Source organism: Pseudomonas siliginis, assembly GCF_024072275.1.
Classification (GTDB): Bacteria; Pseudomonadota; Gammaproteobacteria; order Pseudomonadales; family Pseudomonadaceae; genus Aquipseudomonas; species Aquipseudomonas siliginis.
Map to the genome: position 1 here is coordinate 195483 of NZ_CP099598.1, position 23890 is coordinate 219372.

The 23890-nt window shown below is 61.3% G+C and carries 22 protein-coding genes; 12 read left to right on the forward strand and 10 right to left on the reverse strand.

Going from position 1 to position 23890, the window contains the following annotated elements; all coding sequences use genetic code 11:
• Nucleotides 1–62: 62 nt before the first annotated feature.
• Nucleotides 63–1274 (forward strand): response regulator, encoded by a 1212-nt coding sequence (locus tag NF676_RS01410; protein ID WP_095181137.1) that lies wholly within the window; start codon nt 63–65, stop codon nt 1272–1274.
• Between the two features lie 135 nt (nt 1275–1409).
• Here NF676_RS01410 and NF676_RS01415 read toward each other — a convergent pair whose 3' ends face one another.
• Nucleotides 1410–2399: a GGDEF domain-containing protein gene (locus NF676_RS01415; RefSeq protein WP_252887940.1), complete on the reverse strand. Its 990-nt coding sequence runs from the start codon at nt 2397–2399 to the stop codon at nt 1410–1412.
• Nucleotides 2400–2594: 195 nt separating this feature from the next.
• Nucleotides 2595–3779: a delta-9 fatty acid desaturase DesA gene (gene desA, locus NF676_RS01420; protein ID WP_016772248.1), complete on the reverse strand. Its 1185-nt coding sequence runs from the start codon at nt 3777–3779 to the stop codon at nt 2595–2597.
• A 147-nt stretch (nt 3780–3926) separates the two neighbouring features.
• Here desA and dibA point away from each other — a divergent pair, with 147 nt between their 5' ends.
• From dibA to NF676_RS01450, 6 genes are all read left to right on the forward strand, one after another.
• On the forward strand, nt 3927–5846 hold the full coding sequence (gene dibA, locus NF676_RS01425) for a phosphodiesterase DibA (protein ID WP_150743108.1): 1920 nt from the start codon (nt 3927–3929) through the stop codon (nt 5844–5846).
• A 299-nt stretch (nt 5847–6145) separates the two neighbouring features.
• The gene (gene oscA / locus NF676_RS01430; RefSeq protein ID WP_007917682.1) at nt 6146–6328 is read left to right on the forward strand and encodes a sulfur starvation response protein OscA; all 183 of its coding nucleotides are present in this window, start codon (nt 6146–6148) and stop codon (nt 6326–6328) included.
• 138 nt (nt 6329–6466) lie between these two features.
• Nucleotides 6467–7480, forward strand: coding sequence for a sulfate ABC transporter substrate-binding protein (locus NF676_RS01435; RefSeq protein ID WP_252882976.1), 1014 nt, complete (start codon nt 6467–6469; stop codon nt 7478–7480).
• A gap of 126 nt (nt 7481–7606) precedes the next feature.
• Complete coding sequence (gene cysT, locus NF676_RS01440) at nt 7607–8425, forward strand: sulfate ABC transporter permease subunit CysT (RefSeq protein ID WP_016772245.1); 819 nt, start codon at nt 7607–7609, stop codon at nt 8423–8425.
• A 12-nt stretch (nt 8426–8437) separates the two neighbouring features.
• Nucleotides 8438–9310 carry a sulfate ABC transporter permease subunit CysW gene (gene cysW, locus NF676_RS01445; RefSeq protein WP_041477435.1) on the forward strand — a complete coding sequence of 291 codons (873 nt, stop codon included), beginning with the start codon at nt 8438–8440 and terminating at the stop codon, nt 9308–9310.
• Nucleotides 9311–9313: 3 nt separating this feature from the next.
• On the forward strand, nt 9314–10303 hold the full coding sequence (locus tag NF676_RS01450; RefSeq protein ID WP_252887106.1) for a sulfate/molybdate ABC transporter ATP-binding protein: 990 nt from the start codon (nt 9314–9316) through the stop codon (nt 10301–10303).
• An 82-nt stretch (nt 10304–10385) separates the two neighbouring features.
• Here the strand turns inward: NF676_RS01450 and NF676_RS01455 are convergent, their stop codons facing one another.
• Nucleotides 10386–10910, reverse strand: a complete 525-nt coding sequence (locus NF676_RS01455; protein ID WP_236168253.1) for an Mpo1 family 2-hydroxy fatty acid dioxygenase — start codon at nt 10908–10910, stop codon at nt 10386–10388.
• Nucleotides 10911–10994: 84 nt separating this feature from the next.
• On the opposite strand from NF676_RS01455, the gene NF676_RS01460 reads away from it, so the two are divergent.
• Entirely contained in the window at nt 10995–11672 is a 678-nt protein-coding gene (locus NF676_RS01460) for a Crp/Fnr family transcriptional regulator (RefSeq protein WP_252887107.1), read from the forward strand.
• 160 nt (nt 11673–11832) lie between these two features.
• Here the strand turns inward: NF676_RS01460 and uraH are convergent, their stop codons facing one another.
• Together uraH and NF676_RS01470 are read right to left on the reverse strand one after the other, a co-directional pair.
• Nucleotides 11833–12243, reverse strand: coding sequence for a hydroxyisourate hydrolase (gene uraH / locus NF676_RS01465; protein ID WP_252887108.1), 411 nt, complete (start codon nt 12241–12243; stop codon nt 11833–11835).
• A gap of 11 nt (nt 12244–12254) precedes the next feature.
• Nucleotides 12255–12740: a GlcG/HbpS family heme-binding protein gene (locus NF676_RS01470; protein WP_041477439.1), complete on the reverse strand. Its 486-nt coding sequence runs from the start codon at nt 12738–12740 to the stop codon at nt 12255–12257.
• Between the two features lie 136 nt (nt 12741–12876).
• On the opposite strand from NF676_RS01470, the gene NF676_RS01475 reads away from it, so the two are divergent.
• On the forward strand, nt 12877–13557 hold the full coding sequence (locus NF676_RS01475) for a heavy metal response regulator transcription factor (protein ID WP_041477440.1): 681 nt from the start codon (nt 12877–12879) through the stop codon (nt 13555–13557).
• Entirely contained in the window at nt 13547–14932 is a 1386-nt protein-coding gene (locus NF676_RS01480; RefSeq protein ID WP_252868592.1) for a heavy metal sensor histidine kinase, read from the forward strand. The genes NF676_RS01475 and NF676_RS01480 overlap by 11 nt, the downstream gene beginning before the upstream one ends.
• A gap of 102 nt (nt 14933–15034) precedes the next feature.
• On the opposite strand, the gene NF676_RS01485 is transcribed toward NF676_RS01480, so the two are convergent.
• Nucleotides 15035–16039: an AraC family transcriptional regulator gene (locus tag NF676_RS01485; protein ID WP_252887109.1), complete on the reverse strand. Its 1005-nt coding sequence runs from the start codon at nt 16037–16039 to the stop codon at nt 15035–15037.
• A 100-nt stretch (nt 16040–16139) separates the two neighbouring features.
• Between NF676_RS01485 and NF676_RS01490 the strand changes: the two genes are divergently transcribed.
• Entirely contained in the window at nt 16140–17213 is a 1074-nt protein-coding gene (locus NF676_RS01490; protein ID WP_252887110.1) for a fatty acid desaturase, read from the forward strand.
• A 102-nt stretch (nt 17214–17315) separates the two neighbouring features.
• On the opposite strand, the gene NF676_RS01495 is transcribed toward NF676_RS01490, so the two are convergent.
• Genes NF676_RS01495 through NF676_RS01505 form a run of 3 tightly spaced genes read right to left on the reverse strand, consistent with a single transcriptional unit; the run spans nt 17316 to nt 21354 of the window.
• Nucleotides 17316–18929, reverse strand: a complete 1614-nt coding sequence (locus NF676_RS01495) for an arylsulfatase (protein WP_252887111.1) — start codon at nt 18927–18929, stop codon at nt 17316–17318.
• Between the two features lie 14 nt (nt 18930–18943).
• A complete protein-coding gene (locus tag NF676_RS01500; protein ID WP_041477445.1) occupies nt 18944–19759 on the reverse strand; it encodes an ABC transporter ATP-binding protein in 816 nt (271 codons plus the stop codon).
• Nucleotides 19756–21354: an ABC transporter permease gene (locus tag NF676_RS01505; RefSeq protein ID WP_095181124.1), complete on the reverse strand. Its 1599-nt coding sequence runs from the start codon at nt 21352–21354 to the stop codon at nt 19756–19758. The genes NF676_RS01500 and NF676_RS01505 overlap by 4 nt, the downstream gene beginning before the upstream one ends.
• A gap of 395 nt (nt 21355–21749) precedes the next feature.
• Here NF676_RS01505 and NF676_RS01510 point away from each other — a divergent pair, with 395 nt between their 5' ends.
• The gene (locus tag NF676_RS01510) at nt 21750–22763 is read left to right on the forward strand and encodes an ABC transporter substrate-binding protein (RefSeq protein ID WP_016772231.1); all 1014 of its coding nucleotides are present in this window, start codon (nt 21750–21752) and stop codon (nt 22761–22763) included.
• A 130-nt stretch (nt 22764–22893) separates the two neighbouring features.
• Here NF676_RS01510 and NF676_RS01515 read toward each other — a convergent pair whose 3' ends face one another.
• Nucleotides 22894–23814: a LysR family transcriptional regulator gene (locus NF676_RS01515; protein ID WP_252879220.1), complete on the reverse strand. Its 921-nt coding sequence runs from the start codon at nt 23812–23814 to the stop codon at nt 22894–22896.
• Between the last annotated feature and the right edge of the window lie 76 nt (nt 23815–23890).

Sequence of the window (23890 nt, forward strand, 5' to 3'; positions counted from 1 at the left end):
TGTTTGCCCTGTATCGAATCGCCAGCATTGGCTAAGGTTCAGGCATTGCAAGGAGAGCGCGCATGACTGCCGTTGATTTACCCGCTGTACCCCGGGTGTTGATTGCCGAGGCCGATCCCTGGTCCCGTGACCTGCTCAAACAAGTGCTGCTCAATGTGCGCTGCGATGCGCGCCTGGATTTGTGTGCCGATGGCCAGCAGGCAATGTCGTTGCTCAGCGAGGTGCCCTACGACTTGGCCATCGTCGATTGGGAGCTGCCCGGCATCGACGGATTGCATGTGCTGCGCAGCGTCCGGCAGCGCAAACGCAATCCGCCGCTGCCGTTCATTCTGACGAGCAGCCGCAACGACAGCGCCAGTGTGCGCGAAGCGATTCCGCTGGCGCCGACGGCGTACCTGACCAAGCCGTTGAATATGGAAGACCTGACCGAGCGCTTGCAGGGGTTGCTGCTCAACGCTGGCGAAGCGGTGGTATGCGAAGTGCCGGCACTGGCGCCGGGCATGACGCTCTCGGTGTTCCTTGAGCGGCGTCGCGAGCAGGCCGATGGCGCGCCGTTGATGACCGACGTGCAAGTGGCGGTCAAGCGTAGCCTCAATCCCGAAGGGCTGGACCTCAAGTTGCTGGAGGAAGAGGTCCGCACCGATCCGCAGATTACCGCCGTGCTGATCGCAGCCGCCAACAGTGCCGCGCAACACTACGGCGCGCCGGTGCAAACCCTGGCCCAGGCGCTGCACCGACTCGGCACCGGGCAGAGCATGAACCTGATTCTCGGCCTGGCGCTAAAACGCAGCGCGCGACTCAGCGATCCATGCCTGGCGGATTACGCCGAGCGCTATTGGGAGCTGTCACTGCACACAGCGGAATACGCCCGCACGCTGGCGCGCCTGCTCGATCTGGATCAGGAGCGCTGCTATTGCGCCGGGATGCTGCATCGGCTCGGTGATCTGGCGCTGCTGCGCTGCTTGCAGGAATGGCAGCAGGCCGGCGGCGAGCTGGACGAGTTGCAGGAGGTGGGTGAAGCGTTGGCGAAGTTTGGCGCCTCTTATGGCTCGGCATTGCGCACCCGCTGGCGTCTGCCGCTGGAGTTGCGCGAGTTGATTGCTTCGGCCTACCAGCTCGGTGGTGGCGTTTACAGTCGCGAGGCGCTGGTGATGCACATGGCGGCGCAGATGGCGCGGCTGACCGAGCATGAAGGCGTAGAGGAACTGGCGAAGAGCCGGACGGCGCGGTTGCTCAAGATCGGGCTGCCGGAGTTGCTGCGGATGCGCAAATGACAGATCAGCACATTCCAATGTGGGAGCGAGCCTGCTCGCGAAGGCGCCAGCGCAGGCAACATTTTTGTTGAAAGTGCGGGCCTCATCGCGGGCAAGCCCGCTCCCACAGGAATTGCGGCAGCCACAAAATACGGATCAGGCCGCAATAATCCGGTTCTTGCCCTGCCGTTTCGCCTCGTACATCGCCGCATCCGCGCGGGCGAACAGGCTGTCCAGGCTCTTGTCTTCGTCGGTGAGGTTGGTCAGACCCTGGCTCACGGTGATGCTGAATGCTTGCCCGTCGTGGTTGAAGCGCAGTCGCTGGATTTCCTGCTGCAGTCGCTCTGCCACTTGCACGGCCATCTCCGGCGCACAGCCGGGAAACACCGCAGCGAACTCCTCACCACCAATCCGCCCGAACAGATCGCCACGGCGCAATGAGCCGCGCCCGCATTCGGCGATCCGTTGCAGCACGTTGTCGCCCTCGGGGTGGCCGTAGCTGTCGTTGATCACTTTGAAATCGTCGATGTCCAGCAGCAGGAAGGCCAGCGGTGTGCCTTGGCGGCGGGCCTCGGCGAACTCGCGGTGGGCACATTCGAAGAAGTGGCGGCGGTTGCTGCTTTGCGTCAGCACATCGGTGGTGGCCAAGCGCTGCAACTCGGTTTCCATGTTTTTCTTGTCAGTGATGTCTTCGGCGATGCCGACGATGATTACCGGCTGTCCAGGCTCGTCCTGGCGATTGATAAAACATTTGTCGCTGAGCCAGCGCACCTGGCCATCGGCGGCAATGATGCGGTACTCGCGATCTTCCACCGCACCTCGGTGCAGGACTTCGGCGAGGCTCTGCTCGGCGTACTCCAGATCATCGGGATAAATGCTGTCGCGCCACTGGTTGTAATCCGCCAACAACAGCGCGGCGGAACGGCCGAAGATCCGTTCATAGGCCGGACTGACGTACAACACCTGGCGGGTTTCCCAGTTGAAAGCCCAGAGCACGGCGTTGACGCTGACCAGCAGCGAACTGATCAATTGTTCGCGCTCGCTCAGGCGCGCGACTTCGCCCTGCGCATGCATCAGCGCCATCAGCGTTTGCGCGGCCTCAGGCCATTGGGTGTAGGTTGTGTCTTTCTGGTTGTTGTTGACCATCGGCACAAATCTCAAAGGGCGCGCCGCAATGTCGACAACGGCCACAGGACAACCCGCCGGAATGGCGAAGTGTCATTGAGATAGGTGATTTTCGGCGAAGTTCCCGGCCATTACCGAGTCCTGCCGGGCGGTGGGGGGGTGGAGCTGACGAGTGCAATGAGGCTGCGATCTTTGAGATCACAGCCTCGTTGCCGGTCAGGCAGTCGCAGGACGCAGCGAGTAGGTTTTCAGCTGATCAGCAAAATCCCGCAACGACTGGATGCCACTGGCCTCGGCCTCGTGAATCCATTCCTTGATGGCGGCCAGCATGTCGTGGCCATTGGAACTGGTCTTGACCCAGATCTGCTGCAAAGCCAGGCGCTTCTCGTAGATCACTTTCAAAGCATGGCTGTGTTCGAGCATGGTCTGGATGCGCAGGTGATGACGGTCTTCCAGCAGGCTGGTTTCCCGCGACAGCAGGCGTTTGGCCCGGTGGAACTGGTGGCGCACCGAATGATCAACCTTGGCCAGCTCTTGCTTGACCAGCGGGCCGATCACCAATTTGCGGTACTGGGCCATGATCTGGAAGCGGTTGTTGAGGATCGCCATGGCGGTGTCCATGTCCAGGCTGCCTTTGCCTTCGACGCGGTGGGCAATCGGTGCGACCCGCTGCACCTTGGCCAGGCGCAGGAAGCAGAAGACCTTGATCCACGCCCAGCCGAGGTCGAATTCCCACTTCTTCACCGACAGCTTGGCCGAGTTGGGGTAGGTGTGATGGTTGTTGTGCAGCTCTTCGCCGCCGATCAGGATGCCCCACGGCACCAGATTGGTCGCCGCGTCACGGCATTCGAAGTTGCGGTAGCCGACAGCATGGCCCAGACCGTTGATCACGCCAGCGGCCCACACCGGAATCCACATCATCTGGATCGCCCAGATGGTGATGCCGATGGTGCCGAACAGCAGCAGGTCGATCACGCCCATGATCGCCACGCCCAGCAGCGGATAGCGGCTGTAGACGTTGCGTTCGATCCAGTCTTCCGGGCAGTTCTTGCCGTAGATGCGCAGGGTTTCCGGGTTCTGCGCTTCGCTGCGGTACAGCTCGGCGCCGGTGCGCAGTACGGTGGACAGACCCTTGATGACCGGGCTGTGCGGGTCATCCTCGGTCTCGCATTTGGCGTGGTGTTTGCGGTGGATGGCAGTCCACTCGCGGGTGTTCTGCGCCGTGGTCAGCCACAGCCAGAAACGGAAAAAGTGCTTCAGACCCGCATTCAGCTCGAGCGAGCGGTGGGCCGAGTAACGGTGCAGATAGACCGTGACGGCGACAATCGTCACATGGGTCATCAGCAGGGTGACCGCGACCAGTGACCAGGCCGACAAGCCAAGAAAACCTTCGTACCACATAGGCTATAGGGCCCTCGATAAAGATAAAAACAGCCGTTGCATTATCACTAAGCACACAGATAAAACCAGTCGCCCTTTCAGATAAGAAGTCGCTGAATGTTTCTTGACCTATAATTCCAACCTTTTTGTAGGGACATGGACGACCGAATGTCTGCGACTTACCGCGATGCCTTGCGTGCAGCGCTGCTCTACCTCGTACTGGCCGCCCTGTGGCTGCAAGTTTCTGATCATTTATTAAGCAGATTCTTCGATGACTCCCGTGAGCTGACCCATTGGCAACTGATCAACGGTTATCTGCTGGCGACGATCAGCGCCGCGCTGATTTTCCTCGCACGGGCGCGGCTGTGCGGGTTTCTCGGCATCGGCGCGCATTTGCGCGAGCGCCACACCGACCGTGAGCGTCTGCGTCAGGCGGCCGCCGTGTTCGACTGCACTCGCGAAGGGGTGCTGGTTACCGACCACCGGGGCCTGATCGTCCACGTCAATCGGGCCTTTATCGAGATCACCGGTTATCGGCGCGACGAGGTCATCGGCCAGCAGCCCAGTCTGTTCAAGTCCGGCCATCATCCGCCGGGCTTCTATCAGGCGATGTTCGCTACCCTCGAGGCTGAAGGTGAGTGGAGCGGCGAGATCTGGAACCGGCGCAAGACTGGCGAGATTTATCCACAGTGGCAAACCATCCGGGTGATTCACGATGATTCCGGCCGGCTCAGCCATTACGTGGCGGTGTTCTCCGACATCAGTGCGATCAAGGATTCCGAGTCCGAGCTCAAACACCTGGCGCATCACGATCCGTTGACCGATCTGCCCAATCGCCTGCTGTTCAGCGATCGCGCCGAGCAGGCGCTGGCGTCGGCACAGACACACAAACGTGGCTGCGCGCTGCTGATGCTCGATCTGGATCATTTCAAGATGATCAACGACAGCCTCGGGCATAACGTCGGCGATCGGTTGCTAAAAGCGGTGGCGACGCGTTTGCAGGAACTCTTCGGCCACGGCATTACCTTGGCGCGGCTCGGTGGTGACGAGTTCGCGGTGCTCGCGGAAAGTTGTCCACAGCCGGCCCAGGCCGCCGCGCTGGCGCAACGGACTCTGGACGCCTTGAAGGAGCCGGTGCTGGTAGATGGCAATCAACTGTTCATCAACGCGAGCATCGGCATCAGCCTGTTTCCCAGCGATGCCCTCAGCGCCGAGCAGTTGTTACGCAACGCCGACAGCGCGCTGTTCAAGGCCAAAAGTAGCGGGCGCAATGGCTACGCGCTGTATACCGAAGAGCTGACCGCCCATGCCCAGCAACGGGTCGAAATCGCCTTCGAGCTGCGCCGCGCACTGGAGCAGGAGGAACTGCGTGTCTACTACCAACCGGTGCATGACCTGCAAAGCGGCCGTCTGGTTGGCGTCGAGGCACTGGTGCGTTGGCAGCATCCGCAACGCGGTCTGGTGTCACCGGCAGAATTCATTCCGATTGCCGAGCGCACCGGGCTGATCGCCGAGATCGATGCCTGGGTGATGCAGCAGGCTTGCCGACAGATGTGCCAATGGCAGCAGAGCGGCGTGGTGCTGGCGTTCGTCGCGGTGAATGTCTCCTCGCGGCTGTTTGCCCGACGTGAGCTTTACCAGCAGGTAGCGCAGGTGCTGCACGACACGGGGCTGGATCCGGTCTATCTGGAACTGGAAGTTACCGAAAGCGCGGTGATGGATGACCCTGAAGTGGCGCTGGAACAGATGCATCGCTTGCGCGAGCTGGGTGTGCGTCTGGCCATCGATGATTTCGGCACGGGTTATTCCTCGCTGTTGCGGCTCAAGCGCCTGCCGGTGCAGAAACTCAAGATCGATCAGGGCTTCGTCGCCGGGTTGCCGTGGGATGAAGATGACGTGGCGATTGTCCGGGTGATCATCGCGCTGGCCCGCAGCATGGGCATGCAGGTCCATGCCGAAGGGATCGAACAGGTTGAGCAGGCGGCATTTCTGTTGGCGCAGGAATGCGATCTGGGGCAGGGCTACTGGTTTGGGCGGCCGGTGTCTGCGGATCGGCTTGATTGGGCGAAAACGCCAATGATTGGCTGAATAAGCCTATATGGCTAACACCGATCCTGTGGCGAGAGGATTTATCCCCGTTGGGTCGCGAAGCGACCCCAAAAAAACGGGACTGCTACGCAGTCCAACGGGGATAAATCCCCTCGCCACAAGTTCTCTTGACGATTTCAAATCAGCGCAAACCCCTTGCCCTCTCTCATATTGTTTTCTGGTTATATAAACATTCTTAAATAGTCTTTTTAAGAATATCCATGCCTCTCTTATATTGCTCCCACGCCGAACGCAGTGCCGCCCACTGCCAGGCAAATCCCCTTCAAAGGAGCAGCACCATGAGCGCATCCCTTCGCAGCGTTGACGGTCAGGACGAAAGCACCATCTTGCGTGAAATCCAGAGCGCCCTGCGCGATCTGCGGTTCGGCGCGGTGGAGATCACTGTGCACAACGCGCAAGTCGTACAGATCGAACGCAAAGAGAAATTTCGTTTGCAGCAACCCGGTAAACAACCGGGGTGAGATCAAAAGATCGCAGCCTTCGGCAGTTCCTACAGGGGCTGCGTGCAGGAGCTGGCGAAGGCGGCGATCTTTCAACGCGATCCGATTCCAGCAATACATAAGAAAAAGCCACCACCAAGAATTCCAGGAGCTTTCACCATGTCGTCGATTCGCCGTTACGCTCTGGCCGCGCTGGTCAGTGCCGTGTTTGCCGGTTCCGCCGTTGCCAAGGATTACGAGCTGCTCAACGTGTCGTATGACCCGACGAGAGAGCTGTATCAGGAATACAACGCCGAATTCATCAAGTTCTGGCAGCAGGACCATGCCGGCGACACTGTAAAAATCCAGCAGTCCCACGGTGGCTCGGGCAAGCAGGGCCGTGCGGTGATCGATGGCCTGCGTGCTGACGTGGTGACCCTGGCCCTGGCCGGTGACATCGACGAAATCGCCAAGCTCGGCAAGAGCCTGCCGGCCGACTGGCAGAAGCGTCTGCCGCAAGCGAGCACGCCGTACACCTCGACCATCGTGTTCCTGGTGCGCAAGGGCAACCCGAAAGGCATCAAGGACTGGGGCGATCTGGTCAAGAACGATGTCTCGGTGATCACGCCAAACCCGAAAACCTCGGGCGGTGCGCGCTGGAACTTCCTCGCCGCGTGGGCCTATGGCCTGAAAGCCAACGGCGGTGATGAAGCCAAGGCCAAGGAATACGTGCAAACCCTGTTCAAGCACGTGCCGATCCTCGACACCGGCGCCCGCGGTTCGACCATCACCTTCGTCAACAACGGTCAAGGCGACGTGTTGCTGGCCTGGGAAAACGAAGCGTTCCTGGCGCTGAAAGAAGACGGCGGCGCGGACAAGTTCGACATCGTCGTGCCGTCGCTGTCGATCCTCGCCGAACCGCCAGTGGCGGTGGTCGACAAGAATGCCGAGAAGAAGGGCAACGCGCAGATCGCCGAAGCCTACCTCAAGCATCTATACAGCCCGGCCGGCCAGGAAATCGCGGCGAAAAACTTCTATCGTCCACGTGACAAGGATGTAGCGGCCAAGTACGCCCAGCAGTTCCCGAAACTGGAACTGGTGACCATCGACAAGGACTTCGGCGGCTGGAAATCCGCGCAGCCGAAATTCTTCAACGACGGCGGCGTGTTCGACCAGATTTATCAGGCGCAGTAATCTCGCCTTCAACCGGCCTGATGTCTGGGCACATGACATGTGGGACTGAGCTTTTGTGGTGAGGGGATAAGTCCCCTCACCACAGGGCTCACTCCCACATTGATGCGTTTTCAACCAGGGACTTTTATGTCGCGTCGTATCTCCCCCGTCATACCCGGCTTCGGGCTGACGCTGGGTTACACCTTGGTGTACCTCAGCCTGATTGTGCTTATCCCGCTGGCGGCGATGTTCGTCCACGCCGCCCAGCTGACCTGGGATCAGTTCTGGACGATCATCTCCGCACCACGGGTGCTGGCTGCATTGAAGCTGAGCTTCGGTACCGCGCTGTGTGCGGCGATCATCAACGGCATCATCGGCACGCTGCTGGCCTGGGTGCTGGTGCGCTACACCTTCCCCGGGCGCAAGGTGATCGATGCGATGATCGATCTGCCGTTCGCCCTGCCGACCGCTGTGGCCGGTATCGCGCTGACCGCGCTGTACGCGCCGGCCGGGCTGGTCGGGCAGTTCGCTGCCGATCTCGGTTTCAAAATCGCCTACACCCCACTGGGCATCACCCTCGCACTGACCTTCGTCACGCTGCCGTTCGTGGTGCGCACGGTGCAACCGGTGCTGGCCGATATTCCCCGTGAAGTCGAGGAAGCGGCGGCGTGCCTGGGTGCGAAGCCATGGCAGGTATTTCGCCACATTCTGGTTCCGGCACTGCTGCCCGCCTGGCTGACCGGTTTTGCCCTGGCGTTCGCGCGTGGCGTCGGCGAGTACGGTTCGGTGATTTTCATTGCCGGCAACATGCCGATGAAAACCGAGATCCTGCCGCTGCTGATCATGGTCAAACTCGACCAATACGATTACACCGGCGCTACCGCCATCGGCGTATTGATGCTGGTGGTTTCCTTCATCCTGTTGCTGCTGATCAACTTGCTGCAGCGGCGCATCGAAACCCCATAAGGAGGCGCGAACATGTCCCAATCGTCCATTGCGGCCGCCTCTTCGGCCAACGCTGCGCGCCGTGGCAGCGCCACTTCGCGCAGAGTCCTGATCGGTCTTGGCTGGCTGATTTTTTTCCTGTTTCTGCTGCTGCCGTTGTTCATCGTCGTATCGCAAGGTCTGAAAAACGGTCTCGGCGCGTTCTTCACCGCGATCTTTGAGCCGGACGCGCTTTCGGCACTGAAACTCACCGTATTCGCGGTGCTGATTTCGGTGCCGCTGAACCTGGTGTTCGGTGTCAGTGCGGCGTGGTGCGTGAGCAAATACTCGTTTCGTGGCAAGAGCATGCTGGTGACGCTGATCGACCTGCCGTTCTCGGTGTCGCCGGTGATCGCCGGTCTGGTCTACGTGCTGATGTTCGGTGCGCAGGGCCTGTTCGGGCCGTGGCTGCAGGATCACGACATCCAGATCGTCTTCGCCCTGCCGGGCATTGTGCTGGCGACGATTTTCGTCACCGTGCCGTTCGTGGCCCGGGAGCTGATCCCGCTGATGCAGGAACAAGGCACCCAAGAGGAGGAAGCCGCGCGCCTGCTCGGTGCCAATGGCTGGCAGATGTTCTGGCACGTCACCGTGCCGAACATCAAGTGGGGCCTGATTTATGGCGTGGTGCTGTGTACCGCGCGGGCCATGGGCGAGTTCGGTGCGGTGTCGGTGGTTTCCGGGCACATTCGCGGGGTGACCAACACCTTGCCGCTGCACGTCGAGATCCTCTACAACGAATACAACCACGTGGCCGCGTTCGCCGTGGCGAGCCTGTTGCTGATCCTGGCGCTCTTCATCCTGCTGCTCAAGCAGTGGAGCGAAAACCGTATTAACCGCCTGCGCGCCAGCGCCGCGGAGGAATAATTCATGTCGATCGAAGTGCGTAACGTCAGCAAGAATTTCAACGCGTTCAAGGCGCTGGACAACATCAGCCTGGATATCCACAGCGGTGAGCTGGTCGCGCTGCTTGGTCCGTCGGGCTGCGGCAAAACCACCTTGCTGCGGATTATTGCCGGTCTGGAAACCCCGGATCAGGGCAACATCGTTTTTCACGGCGAGGACGTTTCCGGCCACGATGTGCGTGATCGTAACGTCGGTTTCGTGTTCCAGCATTACGCCTTGTTCCGCCACATGACGGTGTTCGACAACGTCGCGTTCGGCCTGCGGATGAAACCGAAAAACCAGCGCCCGAGCGAAAGCCAGATCGCCACCAAGGTCCACGAACTGCTGAACATGGTCCAGCTGGACTGGTTGTCGGATCGCTACCCGGAGCAGTTGTCCGGTGGCCAGCGTCAGCGTATCGCTTTGGCCCGTGCTTTGGCGGTGGAACCTAAAGTGCTGCTGCTGGATGAACCGTTCGGCGCCCTCGACGCCAAGGTGCGCAAGGAACTGCGGCGCTGGCTGGCGCGGCTGCACGAAGACATCAACCTGACGTCGGTGTTCGTGACCCACGACCAGGAAGAAGCGATGGAAGTCGCCGACCGCATCGTGGTGATGAACAAGGGTGTGATCGAGCAGATCGGCTCACCGGGCGACGTCTACGAAAACCCGGCCAGCGATTTCGTCTATCACTTCCTCGGCGACTCGAACCGCTTGCTGTTGAGCGAAGACAACCACGTGCTGTTCCGCCCGCACGAAGTGTCGTTGTCCAAGCATGAGCTGGAAGATCACCATGCCGCTGAAGTGCGCGATATCCGGCCGTTGGGCGCGACCACGCGGGTGACGTTGAAGGTTGAGGGGCAGACGGATTTGATCGAGGCCGAAGTGGTGAAAGACCACGACAGCCTGATCGGGTTGGCCAAGGGTGAAACCCTGTTCTTCAAGCCGAAGGTCTGGCAGAAAGTCGCCAATATTTAAAGGCAAAAGCTTCGCGAGCAGGCTCGCTCCCACAGGGAAAACTCATTCCAAATGTGGGAGCGAGCCTGCTCGCGAATACGATCTAGACAGCAGCGCGATTCGGATTGACCCGCACCATCCCCGCCCGCAACTCGATCTCTTGTTTCAATTCCTGCCGTATCCCCAGCAGAAACGCCAACTCAGCCACAACGAACAACGGCCCGACAATCAGCCCGCTGATGTCATCGACAAACGCCGGTTTGCGCCCTTCATAGTGATGCCCGACAAACTGGATCACCCAGCCGATCACGAACATCGCCAGGCCGCTGCTCAGCCAGACCATGGTGCTCTGCTGCGCCAGTGCATGCCCGGCCCACACCGACAGCCCCATCAGTACTGTCATCAACACGCCAAGCTTCAACTCCAGACGCAGGTAAAACCACGCCGAGGCCAGCGCCACCACAACGGCTGGAGATATCCACAGCCCGCCCAGCTCCCACTGCGGCCGTGACAGCAGGACAGCCACCGCCACCACGATCAGCGGAATGCCGATAAAGTGGCTGGCGATGTTGCGCGGGTCGCGGTGGTAGGCGGCGTATTGACTGAGATGGTCGACGAGGCTTTTCATTGTTGTTCCTCCAGTGGGGTTGAATGCATCATCCCTCGGGATCCGCGTTCGCTCTGTCGGGCAGGCGACACTCCAGGAGTGGTTATGCAAATTCGTGCACAGTTACTCAGCGGCCAGTGGTTCAGTCATTTGCCTGCATCTTTTCAGGATAGCCTGCTGGCGCTGGCTCGGGAGCGGCGGCTGACGGCGGGACAACGATTGTTCCAGCGTGGCGATGCGCCGTGCGGTCTGTATGCAGTGCTCGATGGCGCCGTGCGCATCGGCGCGGTGAGCGAGCAGGGCAAGGAGGCGTTGTTGAGTCTGGTGGAGGCGCCGCACTGGTTCGGCGAAATCTGCCTGTTCGATGGCCAGCCTCGCACTCACGATGCCTATGCAGTCGGGTCGTGCACCTTGCTGAATGTTCCGCAAGCGGCGTTGCTCAAATTGCTCGACGAACAGCCGCAGTACTGGCGGCATCTGGCGCTGTTGATGAGCCACAAATTGCGCCTGGCCTTCATCAATCTCGAACAGCTGAGCCTGCTGCCAGCCCCGGCGCGTCTCGCCCATCGGCTGCTGATGATTGCCGAAGGCTACGGCGAACTCGACGCACCACGCCGGACGCTGCAACTGCCGCAGGAGCAGCTGGCGGCGATGCTGTCGCTGTCGCGGCAGACCACCAATCAGATCCTCAAGGATCTGCAGGGGCAGGGGATTATCGGGCTCGCATACGGCGAAATCGAAATTCTCGATGCGGCGAGATTGCGTGCCTTGGCGACGATCTGAAAACTGAAACCGATCCAATGTCGGAACTGGCACCTGTGGCGAGGGGATTTATCCCCGCTGGGGCGCGAAGCGGCCCTGAAAAATGGGACCGCTGCGCAGTCCAACGGGGATAAATCCCCTCGCCACAGAAACCAGTTCCAACAAAGGATCTGTGTTTATTTTACGAACCGCGATAGGTCGAGAAACCGTACGGGCTCAGCAGCAGCGGGATGTGGTAGTGCTGATCGGTCTGCTTGACCTGGAAGATCACCGGAATTTCCGGGAAGAACGTCTCGTGCTTGATCTTCTGGTAGTACTCGCCGGTCTTGAACGCCACGCGGTATTCACCGGCTTCGAATGGCTGTTTGGCCGGGAACAGCTCGGCGATCCGCCCTTGCTCGTTGGTGGTGCCTTGGGCCAGTGGTTGCCAGTTTTCGCCGACGTGTTTTTCCAGGGTGACGTTGATGCCCGGTGACGGCAGGCCGTTTTCCAGGTTGAGCACGTGCACGCTCAGCGGATTGCCGGCGGCCATCGTCAGGCTGGAAACAGCACTCAGGCCGAGGGCGGCGAGAGTCATGCGCAGGGTGGTCATGGTGGATCTCCTTAGTGGGAACGGGTGATGGTCAGGCCGGCTTTGTCGGCGGCGGCGCGGGCGCAGTTTTCGTCTTGCTCACCGCCGCCGGAACCGGCCACGCCCATGGCGCCGACCAGTTCGCTGCCGGCGAACAACGGAATGCCGCCGCCGAGCAAAAGCAATTCATCGAGGGTGTTGAGGTTGGCGGTTTCCGGGTTGCTGCGGGCGCGCTCGGCGAACAGCCGCGTCGGCGTCTTGGTCGACAGCGCGGTGTAGGCCTTGCGTTGGCTGGCGGCGGTGTTGTGCGGCCCGACGCCGTCACCACGCAACGTCACCAGCAAGTTACCGCCACGGTCGAGCACCGACACCGTGCCGGTGCAACTGCTCATCGCCTTGTCCGCCAGCCAGCGTGCGGTTTTCAGGTCGAGATCGGCGTGGCGCGGCAGTTCTGGCGTGGCACTTGCAGCGCCGCTGAGGCCGAGGATCAGGCTGGCGACAAGGTATTTGACGGTCATGTGCAGGCTCCGAATGGGAAGGTCTGCACCTTAACCGGCGCACTTCGTCAGAACCCCGTCAGGCGGATTACAAGTTTGTAATGGGCAACGGCGCCGAACACGCCTAGCCTGTGTGCCTGATCAATCGAGGTGTGCCATGCGTTTGCTGGTCGTAGAAGATGAAGCCAAAACCGCCAACTTCCTCGCCAAGGGTCTGGGCGAGTCGGGTTTCGCCGTGGATGTTGCGCTCAATGGCCTCGACGGCCGCTATTTTATCGAGCAGCAGGAATACGACCTGATCATCCTCGACGTGATGCTCCCGGGTCTCAACGGCTGGCAATTGTTGCAACTGATCCGCCAGCGCGGCGCCACACCGGTGCTGTTTCTCACCGCCAAGGACGCTATCGAAGACCGCGTGCGTGGTCTTGAGCTCGGCGCCGACGATTACCTGCTCAAACCCTTCGCCTTCGCCGAGTTGCTCGCGCGCGTGCGCACGCTACTGCGACGCGGGCCGATGCGCGAAGCCGAGTCGTACAGCATCGCCGACCTGGAAATCGACGTATTGCGCCGCCGGGTCAGTCGCGGCGGCCAGCGCATTGCCCTGACCAACAAGGAATTCGCCCTCTTGCAGCTGCTCGCCAGCCGCCAGGGCGAAGTGCTTTCGCGCACGCTGATCGCATCGCAGGTGTGGAACCTGAATTTCGACAGCGACACCAACATGGTCGAAGTCGCCGTGCGTCGTTTGCGCGCCAAGGTTGACGACCCGTACATGCCGAAACTTATCCACACCGTGCGCGGCGTCGGTTATCAACTGGAAGCGCCGGACGATGTGGAGTAAGTCGATCGCCTGGCGATTGGCGCTGGCCTTCGCCATGGTCTGCGCGCTGGTGCTGAGCGCAATCGGCGTGTTCCTCTACCGCTCGCTGGCCTCGGAATTGGCCTTTCGTGACGACATGGCCTTGCTCGGTCGCCTCGAGCAAGTGCGCGCCTTGCTCGCCGACAGCGACAGCCTCGACGCCTTGCAGGCACGGCCACGGTTGTATCAGAACATGCTCGGTAATCTCGACAGTCTGCTGCTGGTGCGCCGGGCCGACGGCTCCAGCGTGATCGCGATCAACCCGCGTCAGCGTGAACTGCCGGCGCTCAATGCATTAGCGCGAGAGCAAATGCCGCAGCGCCGTGACGTGCTCACCTGGCAGGCCAGCGACGGCGCCGAATTGGCCTTGCTGTCCGGCCAGGCCCAAGGCCCCAACGGTGAAACCCTCACGGTGATCGCCGGCAAAGTGCTCAGCGAGCGTGAGCAGATGCTCGGCAGTTATCGCCTGCGTCTGTACCTGTCCGTCGGCCTCGGCGCGGTGCTCGCGTTTGCTCTGGGCCTGTTATTGCTGCGGCGTGGCTTGCAGCCCTTGCATCAGTTGAGCGAAGCGGTGCGCAGTATCGATCTGCGCAGCCTCGATCGACGCCTGCCTACCGAGGGCACGCCGAGCGAACTGCGCGAGCCGGTGCACGCGCTCAACACCATGCTGGCGCGGCTGGACGACAGCGTGCAGCGCCTGTCGCAATTCTCCGCCGACCTCGCCCACGAAATCCGCACCCCTCTGCACACCTTGCTCGCCAGCAACGGCCAGGCCCTGAACCATCCGCGCAGCACGGCCGAATATCAGGAAGTGCTGGCCTCGAACATGGAAGAGTTCGAACGGCTCAAGCGCATGGCCGAGAACCTGATGTTCCTCGCCCGCGCCGAACAGGCCGAACGTGCGCTCAATCTGCACACACTGGACTTGCGCAACGTCGGCGACGAGCTCTGCGATTACTTCGAAGCCCTGGCCGATGACCGCGACCTCCAACTGCAAAACCGCATGCACGGCGAATTGCTCGCCGACCAGCAACTGCTGCAACGCGCCCTCGGCAATCTGCTGGCCAATGCCGTACGCCACGCCGACCCCGGCAGCCTGATCAGCCTGCAACGCCGCGATGAACCGGGTATGTGCTGGCTGCAAGTGCACAACCACGGCCCGGTCATCGCGCCTGAGCATCTGGGCAAACTGTTCGACCGTTTCTACCGCGTCGATCCTTCACGTGCGGAACCGGGAGATTCGGGTGGGCTGGGTTTGGCGATCGTGCAGTCGATCATGCAGTTGCATGGCGGGCAGGTGCGGGTGAGGAGTGACGCCGACGGCACTGTTTTTGAGCTGGGGTTTGTGGTGGTCTGACGGCCTCTTCGCGAGCAGGCTCGCTCCCACAAGGAAACGCATTCCAACGGTGGGAGCGAGCCTGCTCGCGAAGGCGCTGGATCACACAATGGTGATTTCGGATCAGCGCAACTGATCCCGAAACTGCCCCGGCGTCATCCCGGTCCAGCGCTTGAACGCGCGGCTGAAGCTGCTGGTGTCAGCGAATCCCAGCAGATAGCTGACTTCACTCAAGGAACACTGCGGGTCACGCAGGTGCAGCAGCGCGAGATTTTCGCGGCTTTCGTTGAGCAGGGTGTCGAAGCGACAGCCCTCATCCGCCAGATGCCGCTGCAGGCTGCGCAGGCTCAGGTGCAAGGCCTGGGCGATGCGCTCGGCGCTCGGTTCGCCTTCGGGCAGTTGTTCTTCAATGGCATCGCGCACCTTGCGCTCCCAGGTCAGCGGTTTGAGCTGGGCGAGGGTGCGTTTGAGTACGGCTTCGTTGTGCTCGGCCAGTTCCGGGTTGGCGTCGTCGAGGTGGCTGTCGAAGTCGCTGAGGGCGAATTCCAGGCGGTCTTCGGCGGCGGAAAAATACACCGGCGCGCGGAAGACTTTGTGCCATTGCTGGGCATCGCTCGGTTCGGGGCGGCGCAAGTACACCGCCAGCGGTGCGTAGTCACGGCCGAGGCGATTGCGGCAGGTGCGCACGTAGATCGCCGTAAATGCGTCGATGGCTTCGAAGGCCGGCGCCGGGTTGCCGGGCGGAATTTTCAGGCGAAATTGATAACGGTCATTGCTACGGCTCAGCTCCAGTTCCAGCGCATCGCTGACCACCGGGTGATAGCGCACGATGCGCTCGAACACTTCGCGCAAGCTGCCGCTGGCCACCAGCGCATAACCGAGCGCGTGGAACGTGGTCGGGCTGACGAAACGCGACACGCGCAAGCCCAGCGCCGGGTCGCCGCTGGCCTGCACGGCGAGTGCCCACAAGCGCGTGGTGCCGGACAGCGGATAGCGCGCGTTTGGGTCGTCCATCAGCGCTGGGTCGAGCCCGGCCTGTTGGCACAAGGCAAGGCTGTCCAGCCCGAGCGCGTCGAGTTGTTTGCGCAAGGCGCGGGTCCAGCTGGCGAGGGAGGTCGGTTCCTTCATGCTGATTGGCGCGTCCGGTCAACAGGTTGGCGTTCTTGGCTAGCGCGGATCGAACCCCGGCAAGGCACGATGCATTCATCTTAGACCCGAGGATGGAAGCATGGACGGTACTTCTGCAAGCCCTGAACGACTGAATGCGGCGCAGCGCTCGGCACATATTCGCCAAGTGGTGTTGGCCAAGGGTGCGCAATTGCGTGAGCGCTACCCGATTCTTCAGCGTCAGGATGCCCTCGGTGCGGGGATTCTGGCGTTGGCGCTGGCCGGGATGATCGGCTCGGCGGCGCTGTACATCACTGGCCATATGGCCTGGTGGGTGTGCCTGCTGTTCAATGCTTTTTTCGCCTCGCTGACCCATGAGCTGGAACACGACCTGATCCACAGCATGTACTTTCGCAAGCAGCGCGTGCCGCACAACCTGATGATGGGCCTGGTCTGGCTGGCGCGACCGAGCACGATCAACCCGTGGATCCGTCGTCATCTGCACCTCAACCATCACAAGGTTTCCGGCACTGAAGCCGACATGGAAGAGCGCGCAATCACCAACGGCGAGCCGTGGGGTTTTGCCCGTCTGCTGATGGTTGGCGATAACGTCATGTCGGCCTTTATCCGCCTGCTCCGCGCCAGGACCTGGGCACACAAGTGGAGCATCGGCAAGCGCGTGCTCAAGGTCTACGCACCGCTGGCGCTGCTGCATTGGGGAGCGTGGTACGTGTTTCTCGGCTTTCACGGGGCCAACGGCATCGCGCATTTGCTCGGCTCGCCCATCGAGTGGTCGGCCACCACGCTGTCGGTGATGCAGGTGATCGATATCGCCGCCGTGGTGATCATCGGCCCCAACGTGCTGCGCACTTTCTGCCTGCACTTCATCAGCTCGAACATGCATTACTACGGCGACGTCGAACCGGGCAATGTGCTGCAGCAATGCCAGGTGCTGAACCCGTGGTGGCTGTGGCCGTTGCAAGCGTTCTGCTTCAACTTCGGCAGCAGTCACGGGATTCATCATTTCGTGGTCAAGGAGCCGTTTTACATTCGTCAGATGACCGTGCCGGTGGCGCACAAGGTGATGCGCGAGATGGGCGTGCGGTTCAATGATTTCGGCACGTTTGGCCGGGCGAACCGGTTTGTGCGTCCGGCTGGAATGGTGCATGAAGAGGTGAGTTCAGCCCGGGCTTGATGGGTTGCGCTCACAGGCCCCTTCGCGAGCAGGCTCGCTCCCACAGTTGGAATCCGGTTTCCTGTGGGAGCGAGCCTGCTCGCGAATACGATCTGTCAGACCCTATGAATCCGGCTGAAACGGCGAAGCACTGAGGATCACCCCGGTCTCTTCTACATACCGCTGCCAATGCCCGATCAAGTCATTGAGTTTCTGCGGCTGACTCAACGCCAGATCATGAATCTCCCCTGGATCATTCGCCAGATCATAAAGTTGCCAGGTCGCTGGCCCGACCGGCCCGGGAATCCATACCGCTTTCCACGAGCCCTGGCGAATCGCCCGGCGTCCGAACAATTCCCACCCTGTCACGGTGTGCTCGTCATGCACCTGCGCGGTCTCGCCGGACAGGAAGCCCAGCCACGACTTGCCGCGCAGTGGCGCCACCGCTTTGCCTTTCCACTGTTTACCCGGATGCCGCACGCCAGCCAGATCGAGAATGGTCGGGGTGATATCCATCACCGTGCCGAAACCATGGCTGATCTGCCCTTTGAGCGGCAGTTGCGGATAGTGCAGCAGCGCCGGCACGCGGATCCCGCCCTCGGTGGTGAAAGCCTTGAACAAGCGTGACGGCGCGGTTGCCACTTGCGCCCAGTTCGGCCCGTACCAGACGTAGGAATTGGCCCGGCCGATGTTGTCGAGGCTGTTGTCGTAATGCTGGTTGAGGTAGGTCATCAGCTCCGGGCCGAATTTGGGGAACGCTTCCAGCAGCGCGCCTTCGGCACCGTTGTCGGACATGAACAGGATGAAGGTGTTGTCGAGCTGGCCTTGCTGGCGCAGGTAATCGACGACCCGGCCGATGTTCCAGTCCATGCGCTCGACCATCGCCGCGTAGACCTCCATGGCTCGTGCGGAAATCTGCTTTTGCTCATCGCTCATCGCGTCCCACTGCGCGCTGAGCTGAATCAGCGGGTGCGGTTCGACGTCTGCCTCGATCAGACCCAGTGCCTTGAGTTTTTCCAGGCGTTCGAGGCGCAGCACTTGTGGGCCGGCGTCATAGCGGCCACGGTATTTCTCGACGATCTCGGCCGGTGCCTGCAGCGGCCAGTGCGGCGCGGAGAAGGGCAGGTAAGCGAAGAACGGCCGGGTCTGATCGCGTTCCTTGAGGTACTGCAGCAGCTTGTCGCCGAAGGCATCGGAGGAATAGAAATCCTTCGGCAACTCGTCAACAAACTGATCGTCCTCGATGTACAGCGCCGGGGTGGATTTCAGCAGGCCCGGCGTTTGCTCATCGTAGGTCGGCTCGAAACCATAGTGGTTGGCAGCGCCCGGCAACAGTGAAAACGAGCGCTCGAAACCGCGCGCATGGGGCGCCAGTTCAGCCTTCAGACCCAAATGCCATTTGCCGCTCATCAAGGTTTGATAGCCAGCCTCGCGCAGCAGCTCGGGCAGGGCGACGACGCGGTCATTCAGGTAGCCTTCGTAGCCAGGTTTGCCGATCAGTTCCGGGGTCAACGCTTCGGCCATGGTGCCGATGCCGGCGATGTGGTGATCGGTGCCGGTCAGCAGCATCGAGCGCGTCGGCGAGCAGGTCGGTGCGGTGTGGAAATCGGTCAGGCGCAGGCCGTTCTCGGCCAGCGCATCGAGGTTCGGCGTAGCGATTTCGCCGCCGAACGCACCGATGTCGGAAAAGCCTAGGTCGTCGGCCAGAATCACTAGAAAGTTGGGACGTTGCGGCATCGCGAAACTCCTGTTCAGCAGGCAATGAACGTCAGCGGCAGATCGCGGATCTGCACCGGTGCGCTCGGTTGGTAATGGTCATCACTGGTCAGCTCGTGCAGCAGTTCTTCGCGCAGCTGATGAAAGTCGTAACTGCTGCGCTGGCGCGGGTGCGGCAGGGCGATGTCGACCACCTGCTTGATCCGCCCCGGACGCGGCTCCATCACCACCACGCGATCGGCCAGAAAAATCGCTTCCTCGACATCGTGGGTCACCAGAATCGTGGTGATCTTTGCTCGTTCGCGGATTGCCAGCAGTTCGTCCTGCATTTGCTGGCGGGTCAGTGCGTCGAGGGCGCCGAAGGGTTCGTCGAGCAACAGGATTCGCGGGCTGGCGACGAGACCGCGAGCAATCGCCACGCGCTGCGCCATGCCGCCGGAGAGTTGATGCGGATAGGCCGCGGTGAAATCGCTGAGGCCGACCAGCTCGATAAAGTCTTTGATGCGTTGTTGTTTCTGCGCTCCGCTCAGCGGTTCATTGACCAGACCGAGGCCGATGTTGTCGGCGACCGTCAGCCACGGAAACAGACGATGTTCCTGAAAGACGATACCGCGCTCGCCGCCGATGCCGCTGACGGCCTTGCCATCGACACTGATCTGTCCGCGAAACTCGGTGTCGAGGCCGACCAGCAAACGCAGCAAAGTGGATTTGCCGCAGCCGCTGGAGCCGACGATGGCGACGAATTCGCCCTCGGCAATGTCCAGGTTGAATTCGCGAATCGCCTCCAGTTCGAAACCGTTGACGGCGAAGGATTTGCCTACGTGGTTGAAGCTGACAATCGGTGCGTTCATGCGTGTCTCCAGCGGGTCGCGCGAATTTCCAGGCGTTGGCCGATCAGGTTGAGCAGGGCGCCGGTGAGGCCGACCAGCAGCATGCCGGCCATGATCAGATCCATGCGCAACAGCTGCTGCGCGCCGATCATCTGGCTGCCGATGCCGCCATTGGACGGCATGAAATATTCAGCGCCGATGGTGCCGAGCCAGGCGTAGATCAGGCTCAATCGCAGCCCTGCGAAAATCCCCGGCGCAGCGCCGGGCAGCACCAGTCGACGCAGGCGCTGGCCGAGCCTCAGGCGCAGCACTTGCGCGGCTTCGTTGAGTTGCGGCGAGAGATTGGCGACGCTGCGCTGGGTGGCGACGAACAGCGGGAAGAAGGCGGCGAGAGCGACGAACACCCACTTGGCCAGTTCGCCGAGGCCGAACCACGCGGTGAGCAGCGGCACCCAGGCGAAAATCGCAATCTGCCGCAGTGCGGCGAGTGTCGGGCCGAGCAGGCGTTCGCTGAAACGCGACAGGCCGAGCAGCAAGCCCAGGGCGAAACCGAGGCCGCCACCGATCAGCAAGCCGCCCAGGGTGCGGCTCAGGCTCAGCGCCATGCCGTTGACCAGCGTGCCGTCGAGTAGTCCGTCCCACGTCGTGCTCAGCACAGCCGCAGGGCTGATCAGAATATTCGCGTCGACCCACTGCTGATCATTGGCGTGTTGCCAGAGCGCCAACAAGCCCAGCGGCAACAGCCACGGTTGCAGGCGTTGCCAGCCCTGATAGCGCGGGCCGCGTGTGATGTGCGCGGTGGCCGGGTGCGGCCAGTGCACCAGTCTGCGGTCGAGCAGGCCGATGCCGCGATCCATGGCCACACCGATCAGACCGATGACCACGATGCACACGAACACGATGTCGAGCATGAACAGCTGCCGCGCCCAGACCATCAGATAGCCGATGCCTTCACTGGAGGCCAGCAGCTCGACCGCCAGCAACGAGGTCCAGCCGGCGGCGAGTGCCAGGCGCACGCCAGCCATGAACGCCGGCAGCGCAGCGGGAAGCACCAGACGACGAATCAGCAGACGCGGCGGCAGGCGCAACACGGCGGCGGCTTCGCGCAGTTTCGGTTGCGCATCGCGCACGCCAACCAGTGTGTGCAAGGTCACCGGCACCACAATGGCCTTGATCAGCACCACCAGTTTCAGCACTTCGCCGATGCCGAAGAACACCATGAACAGCGGAATCCACGCCAGCGTCGGCACCTGCGCCAATCCAGCGAATGTCGGAAAAACCAGGCGCTCCAGACGTCGACTGAAGCCCAGTGCGGCGCCAAGCACCGCGCCGGTCGAAACGCCTGCCAACAAGCCCCAGAACAACCGTTGCAGGCTGATCCACAAATGACTCCACAACTCGCCTTGGGCCAGTTCCACAGCGCTGCTCCACACCAGCGATGGCGCCGGCAGGATCTGCTCGCTCATCCACTGATTGCGCGCGGCCAGCCACCACAGGACGAACAGGCTGACGGGTAGCAGCCAGGGCAAAAGGCGTTGATTCAGGCTCGGCCAGGTGCGACGGCTTTTCAGCGGCGGCGCGGCCAGCGGCAGGCTGAGCAGAGATTGACGGGCCATGGGTGACCTCCGTTGTCGGGTTGCATGGCGAACCGCTTTTCATGTGGGAGCGAGCCTGCTCGCGAATGGCTGTTTCAGGCAGCACTGATGTCGGCTGGTATGGCCTATTCGCGAGCAGGCTCGCTCCCACACTGGGTTTCGTCATATATGAAACTGATCTAACAAAGTTGCATTCGATGCTATCGGGAGATAAGCGAATCCATTTAAGGCTTGCCTGCTTACGCGCATCCAATGCATTCGAAGAATATTTTCGATGCTGTTAATGCATATCGCGCTGCACGCCGCACAACCACTTGCTTAGCTCATAAAGATATAAAAATGTGAATTTTTAGTATTTAAGCGAATGTAGCCAGTCAGCCTACTTTCGGCTCCTCAGCGATCAAGGAGCCGCACCCATGAACCTTCCCTTCAAACGAATCATCAGCCTGCTGGCCGCCCCGGCGCTTGCAGGCTTTCTTGCGCTTGGCGCCCAAGCCGAAGAACTCAAGGAAATCCGCATCGCCGTGCCCGACCTCAGCGCCGGCACTCAACACAGCGGCGGCGGCATCGTCGATGTGCTGCGCGATCAGCAGATCTTCGAAAAGGCCTTCGCCGAGCAGGGCATCAAGATCCAGTGGAGTTTCTTCAAGGGCGCCGGGCCGGTGATCAATGAGGCGTTTGCCAATGGGCAGGTCGATCTGGCCTATCTCGGCGATCTGGCCGCGATCATCGGCAAGTCCAACGGTCTGGACACGCGCCTGCTCAGCGCGACGGCGCGTGGGGTCAAGCAATACCTCGGCGTGGTGCCCGGCTCGGGGATCAAGACCTTGCAGGATCTCAAGGGCAAACGCGTGGCGATCTTTCGCGGGACGGCGACGCAGCTGTCGTTCGATGCGGCGCTCGCCAGTCAGGGCCTGAGCGAGAAGGATCTGAAGGTGATCAATCTGGATTTCAACGCGGCGGTTTCGGCACTCGCGGCCAAGCAGATCGATGCCTCGTGGGGCAGCTCCGCGCTGAGTGCCTTGCAAGCCAAAGGCCTGGCGGAATTGCCGCTCAACACCAAGGACCTTGGCGGCGCTGGCAGCGTGCAGGCGGTGCTGCTGGGTAATGGCAAGTTTGTCGACGCCCATCCTGAGGTCATTGCGAAACTGCTCAAGGCGCAGCAGCAAGCGGTCGAGTGGCTGACGCAGGACAGCAACAAGGACGCCTATGTGCAGCTGGTATCAGGGCTGGCCAGTTATCCGCCGGTGATTCTTGCTCAGGATCTGAAGGATCAGAATCTCAGCGAGATTTTCCCGTCGACACTGGATCCGGTGTTCTTGAGCGGCCTGCAAGACAAGGTCGACCTGGCGGCGCAGCAGAAGCTGATCCGCAAGCCGTTCAAGGTCAGTGATTGGGTGGCGCCAGAGCTTTCTGCAGCCAGGCTTTAGCTTCCAGATCGTTTCCACGCTCCGCGTGGGAATGCAGCCGAGGACGCTCCGCGTCCTTTGTGACGCAGAGCGTCACGGGATTCATTCCCACGCAGAGCGTGGGAACGATCGGCGTGTGCCACGAAGGTTTTCAGACGGCGACGCTGACGTCCTGCCGATCCACCGCAATCAACGTCTCGATCATTGCCCTCGCTGCTGGTGATAGTCGAAACCCGGTGCGGCTGACGATGCCGCAGCGCGCGTTCATCGTTTCGAGGTTCTGCGGCAGGTTGCGCCAGTGCAGCAGCACCAGCGAGCCCTTGGCGACATCCTCGGCAAACGCCTCCTCGGTACCGACACCTATCGCATTGGATTGCAGCACCACTTTGACCAGTGCCGGAAAGTGCTCGGTCTCGATGGTCGGCGAGAAATCGATGCGCCCGCTCAGGTTCGCCAGCAGCTTGCGAATGCCCGGCGGGATCAGTGTGGCGGCCAGCGGGTAGTCGAACATGTCGTTGGTCGACAGGCTTTCCTTGGCCAGCAACGGATGCCCCGGCCGGCAGAAAAACACGCCGCGCTTGGGCGTCAGCGGTTGCGTCTGGAAATTCGGGTCGGACTCGAAATGGCGGATGTCGGCGATGAAGAATTCGATCTCTTCGCGGCTCAGCGCACGGCTGAGTTTTTCCCAGTTATCCACTTGAAAACAGGTGCGCACTTTCGGGTGCGCATTGATGAACTGCGCCACCGCATCCGGCACCAGTTTCACTGCCGGCGCCGGGCCGCAGCCGAAGTGCACTTCGCCAGCGTCGAGCTTGGTCATCTGCGTCACTTCGGCGCTGAGCAAAGCTGCGCCCTGCACCAGGCTCAGGGCGTGTTGCAGCACCACCTGGCCTTCGGGCGTAGGGCGCAGATCCTTGTTGCCGCGATCGACCAGCACGCAACCGAATTCCTGCTCCAGCCCCTGAATGCTGCGGCTGAACGCCGGTTGAGTGATGCCCATGGCGTCTGCCGCACGGACAAAACTGCGGTGTTCGTTAAGGGCGATGAAGTAGCGCAACTGGCGAAGATCCATATGCTTTTCCGGCATCCTAAAAATAGCTCGAAGGCATTTGCGACGAGGGTTGCTTGAGGTTTTAAATGCAAGCTCT

Coding starts and splice junctions, on each gene's coding strand:
- NF676_RS01500 (WP_041477445.1), bottom strand. CDS start 19,759: ATGAACGCACCGATTGTCAGCTTCAACCACGTAGGCAAATCCTTCGCC.
- NF676_RS01435 (WP_252882976.1), top strand. CDS start 6,467: ATGTCGTCGATTCGCCGTTACGCTCTGGCCGCGCTGGTCAGTGCCGTG.
- NF676_RS01485 (WP_252887109.1), bottom strand. CDS start 16,039: ATGAAGGAACCGACCTCCCTCGCCAGCTGGACCCGCGCCTTGCGCAAA.
- NF676_RS01475 (WP_041477440.1), top strand. CDS start 12,877: ATGCGTTTGCTGGTCGTAGAAGATGAAGCCAAAACCGCCAACTTCCTC.
- NF676_RS01495 (WP_252887111.1), bottom strand. CDS start 18,929: ATGCCGCAACGTCCCAACTTTCTAGTGATTCTGGCCGACGACCTAGGC.
- NF676_RS01515 (WP_252879220.1), bottom strand. CDS start 23,814: ATGGATCTTCGCCAGTTGCGCTACTTCATCGCCCTTAACGAACACCGC.
- NF676_RS01510 (WP_016772231.1), top strand. CDS start 21,750: ATGAACCTTCCCTTCAAACGAATCATCAGCCTGCTGGCCGCCCCGGCG.
- NF676_RS01410 (WP_095181137.1), top strand. CDS start 63: ATGACTGCCGTTGATTTACCCGCTGTACCCCGGGTGTTGATTGCCGAG.
- NF676_RS01480 (WP_252868592.1), top strand. CDS start 13,547: ATGTGGAGTAAGTCGATCGCCTGGCGATTGGCGCTGGCCTTCGCCATG.
- oscA (WP_007917682.1), top strand. CDS start 6,146: ATGAGCGCATCCCTTCGCAGCGTTGACGGTCAGGACGAAAGCACCATC.
- NF676_RS01415 (WP_252887940.1), bottom strand. CDS start 2,399: ATGGTCAACAACAACCAGAAAGACACAACCTACACCCAATGGCCTGAG.
- uraH (WP_252887108.1), bottom strand. CDS start 12,243: ATGACCACCCTGCGCATGACTCTCGCCGCCCTCGGCCTGAGTGCTGTT.
- NF676_RS01505 (WP_095181124.1), bottom strand. CDS start 21,354: ATGGCCCGTCAATCTCTGCTCAGCCTGCCGCTGGCCGCGCCGCCGCTG.
- NF676_RS01450 (WP_252887106.1), top strand. CDS start 9,314: ATGTCGATCGAAGTGCGTAACGTCAGCAAGAATTTCAACGCGTTCAAG.
- dibA (WP_150743108.1), top strand. CDS start 3,927: ATGTCTGCGACTTACCGCGATGCCTTGCGTGCAGCGCTGCTCTACCTC.
- NF676_RS01460 (WP_252887107.1), top strand. CDS start 10,995: ATGCAAATTCGTGCACAGTTACTCAGCGGCCAGTGGTTCAGTCATTTG.
- NF676_RS01470 (WP_041477439.1), bottom strand. CDS start 12,740: ATGACCGTCAAATACCTTGTCGCCAGCCTGATCCTCGGCCTCAGCGGC.
- desA (WP_016772248.1), bottom strand. CDS start 3,779: ATGTGGTACGAAGGTTTTCTTGGCTTGTCGGCCTGGTCACTGGTCGCG.
- NF676_RS01455 (WP_236168253.1), bottom strand. CDS start 10,910: ATGAAAAGCCTCGTCGACCATCTCAGTCAATACGCCGCCTACCACCGC.
- cysW (WP_041477435.1), top strand. CDS start 8,438: ATGTCCCAATCGTCCATTGCGGCCGCCTCTTCGGCCAACGCTGCGCGC.
- NF676_RS01490 (WP_252887110.1), top strand. CDS start 16,140: ATGGACGGTACTTCTGCAAGCCCTGAACGACTGAATGCGGCGCAGCGC.
- cysT (WP_016772245.1), top strand. CDS start 7,607: ATGTCGCGTCGTATCTCCCCCGTCATACCCGGCTTCGGGCTGACGCTG.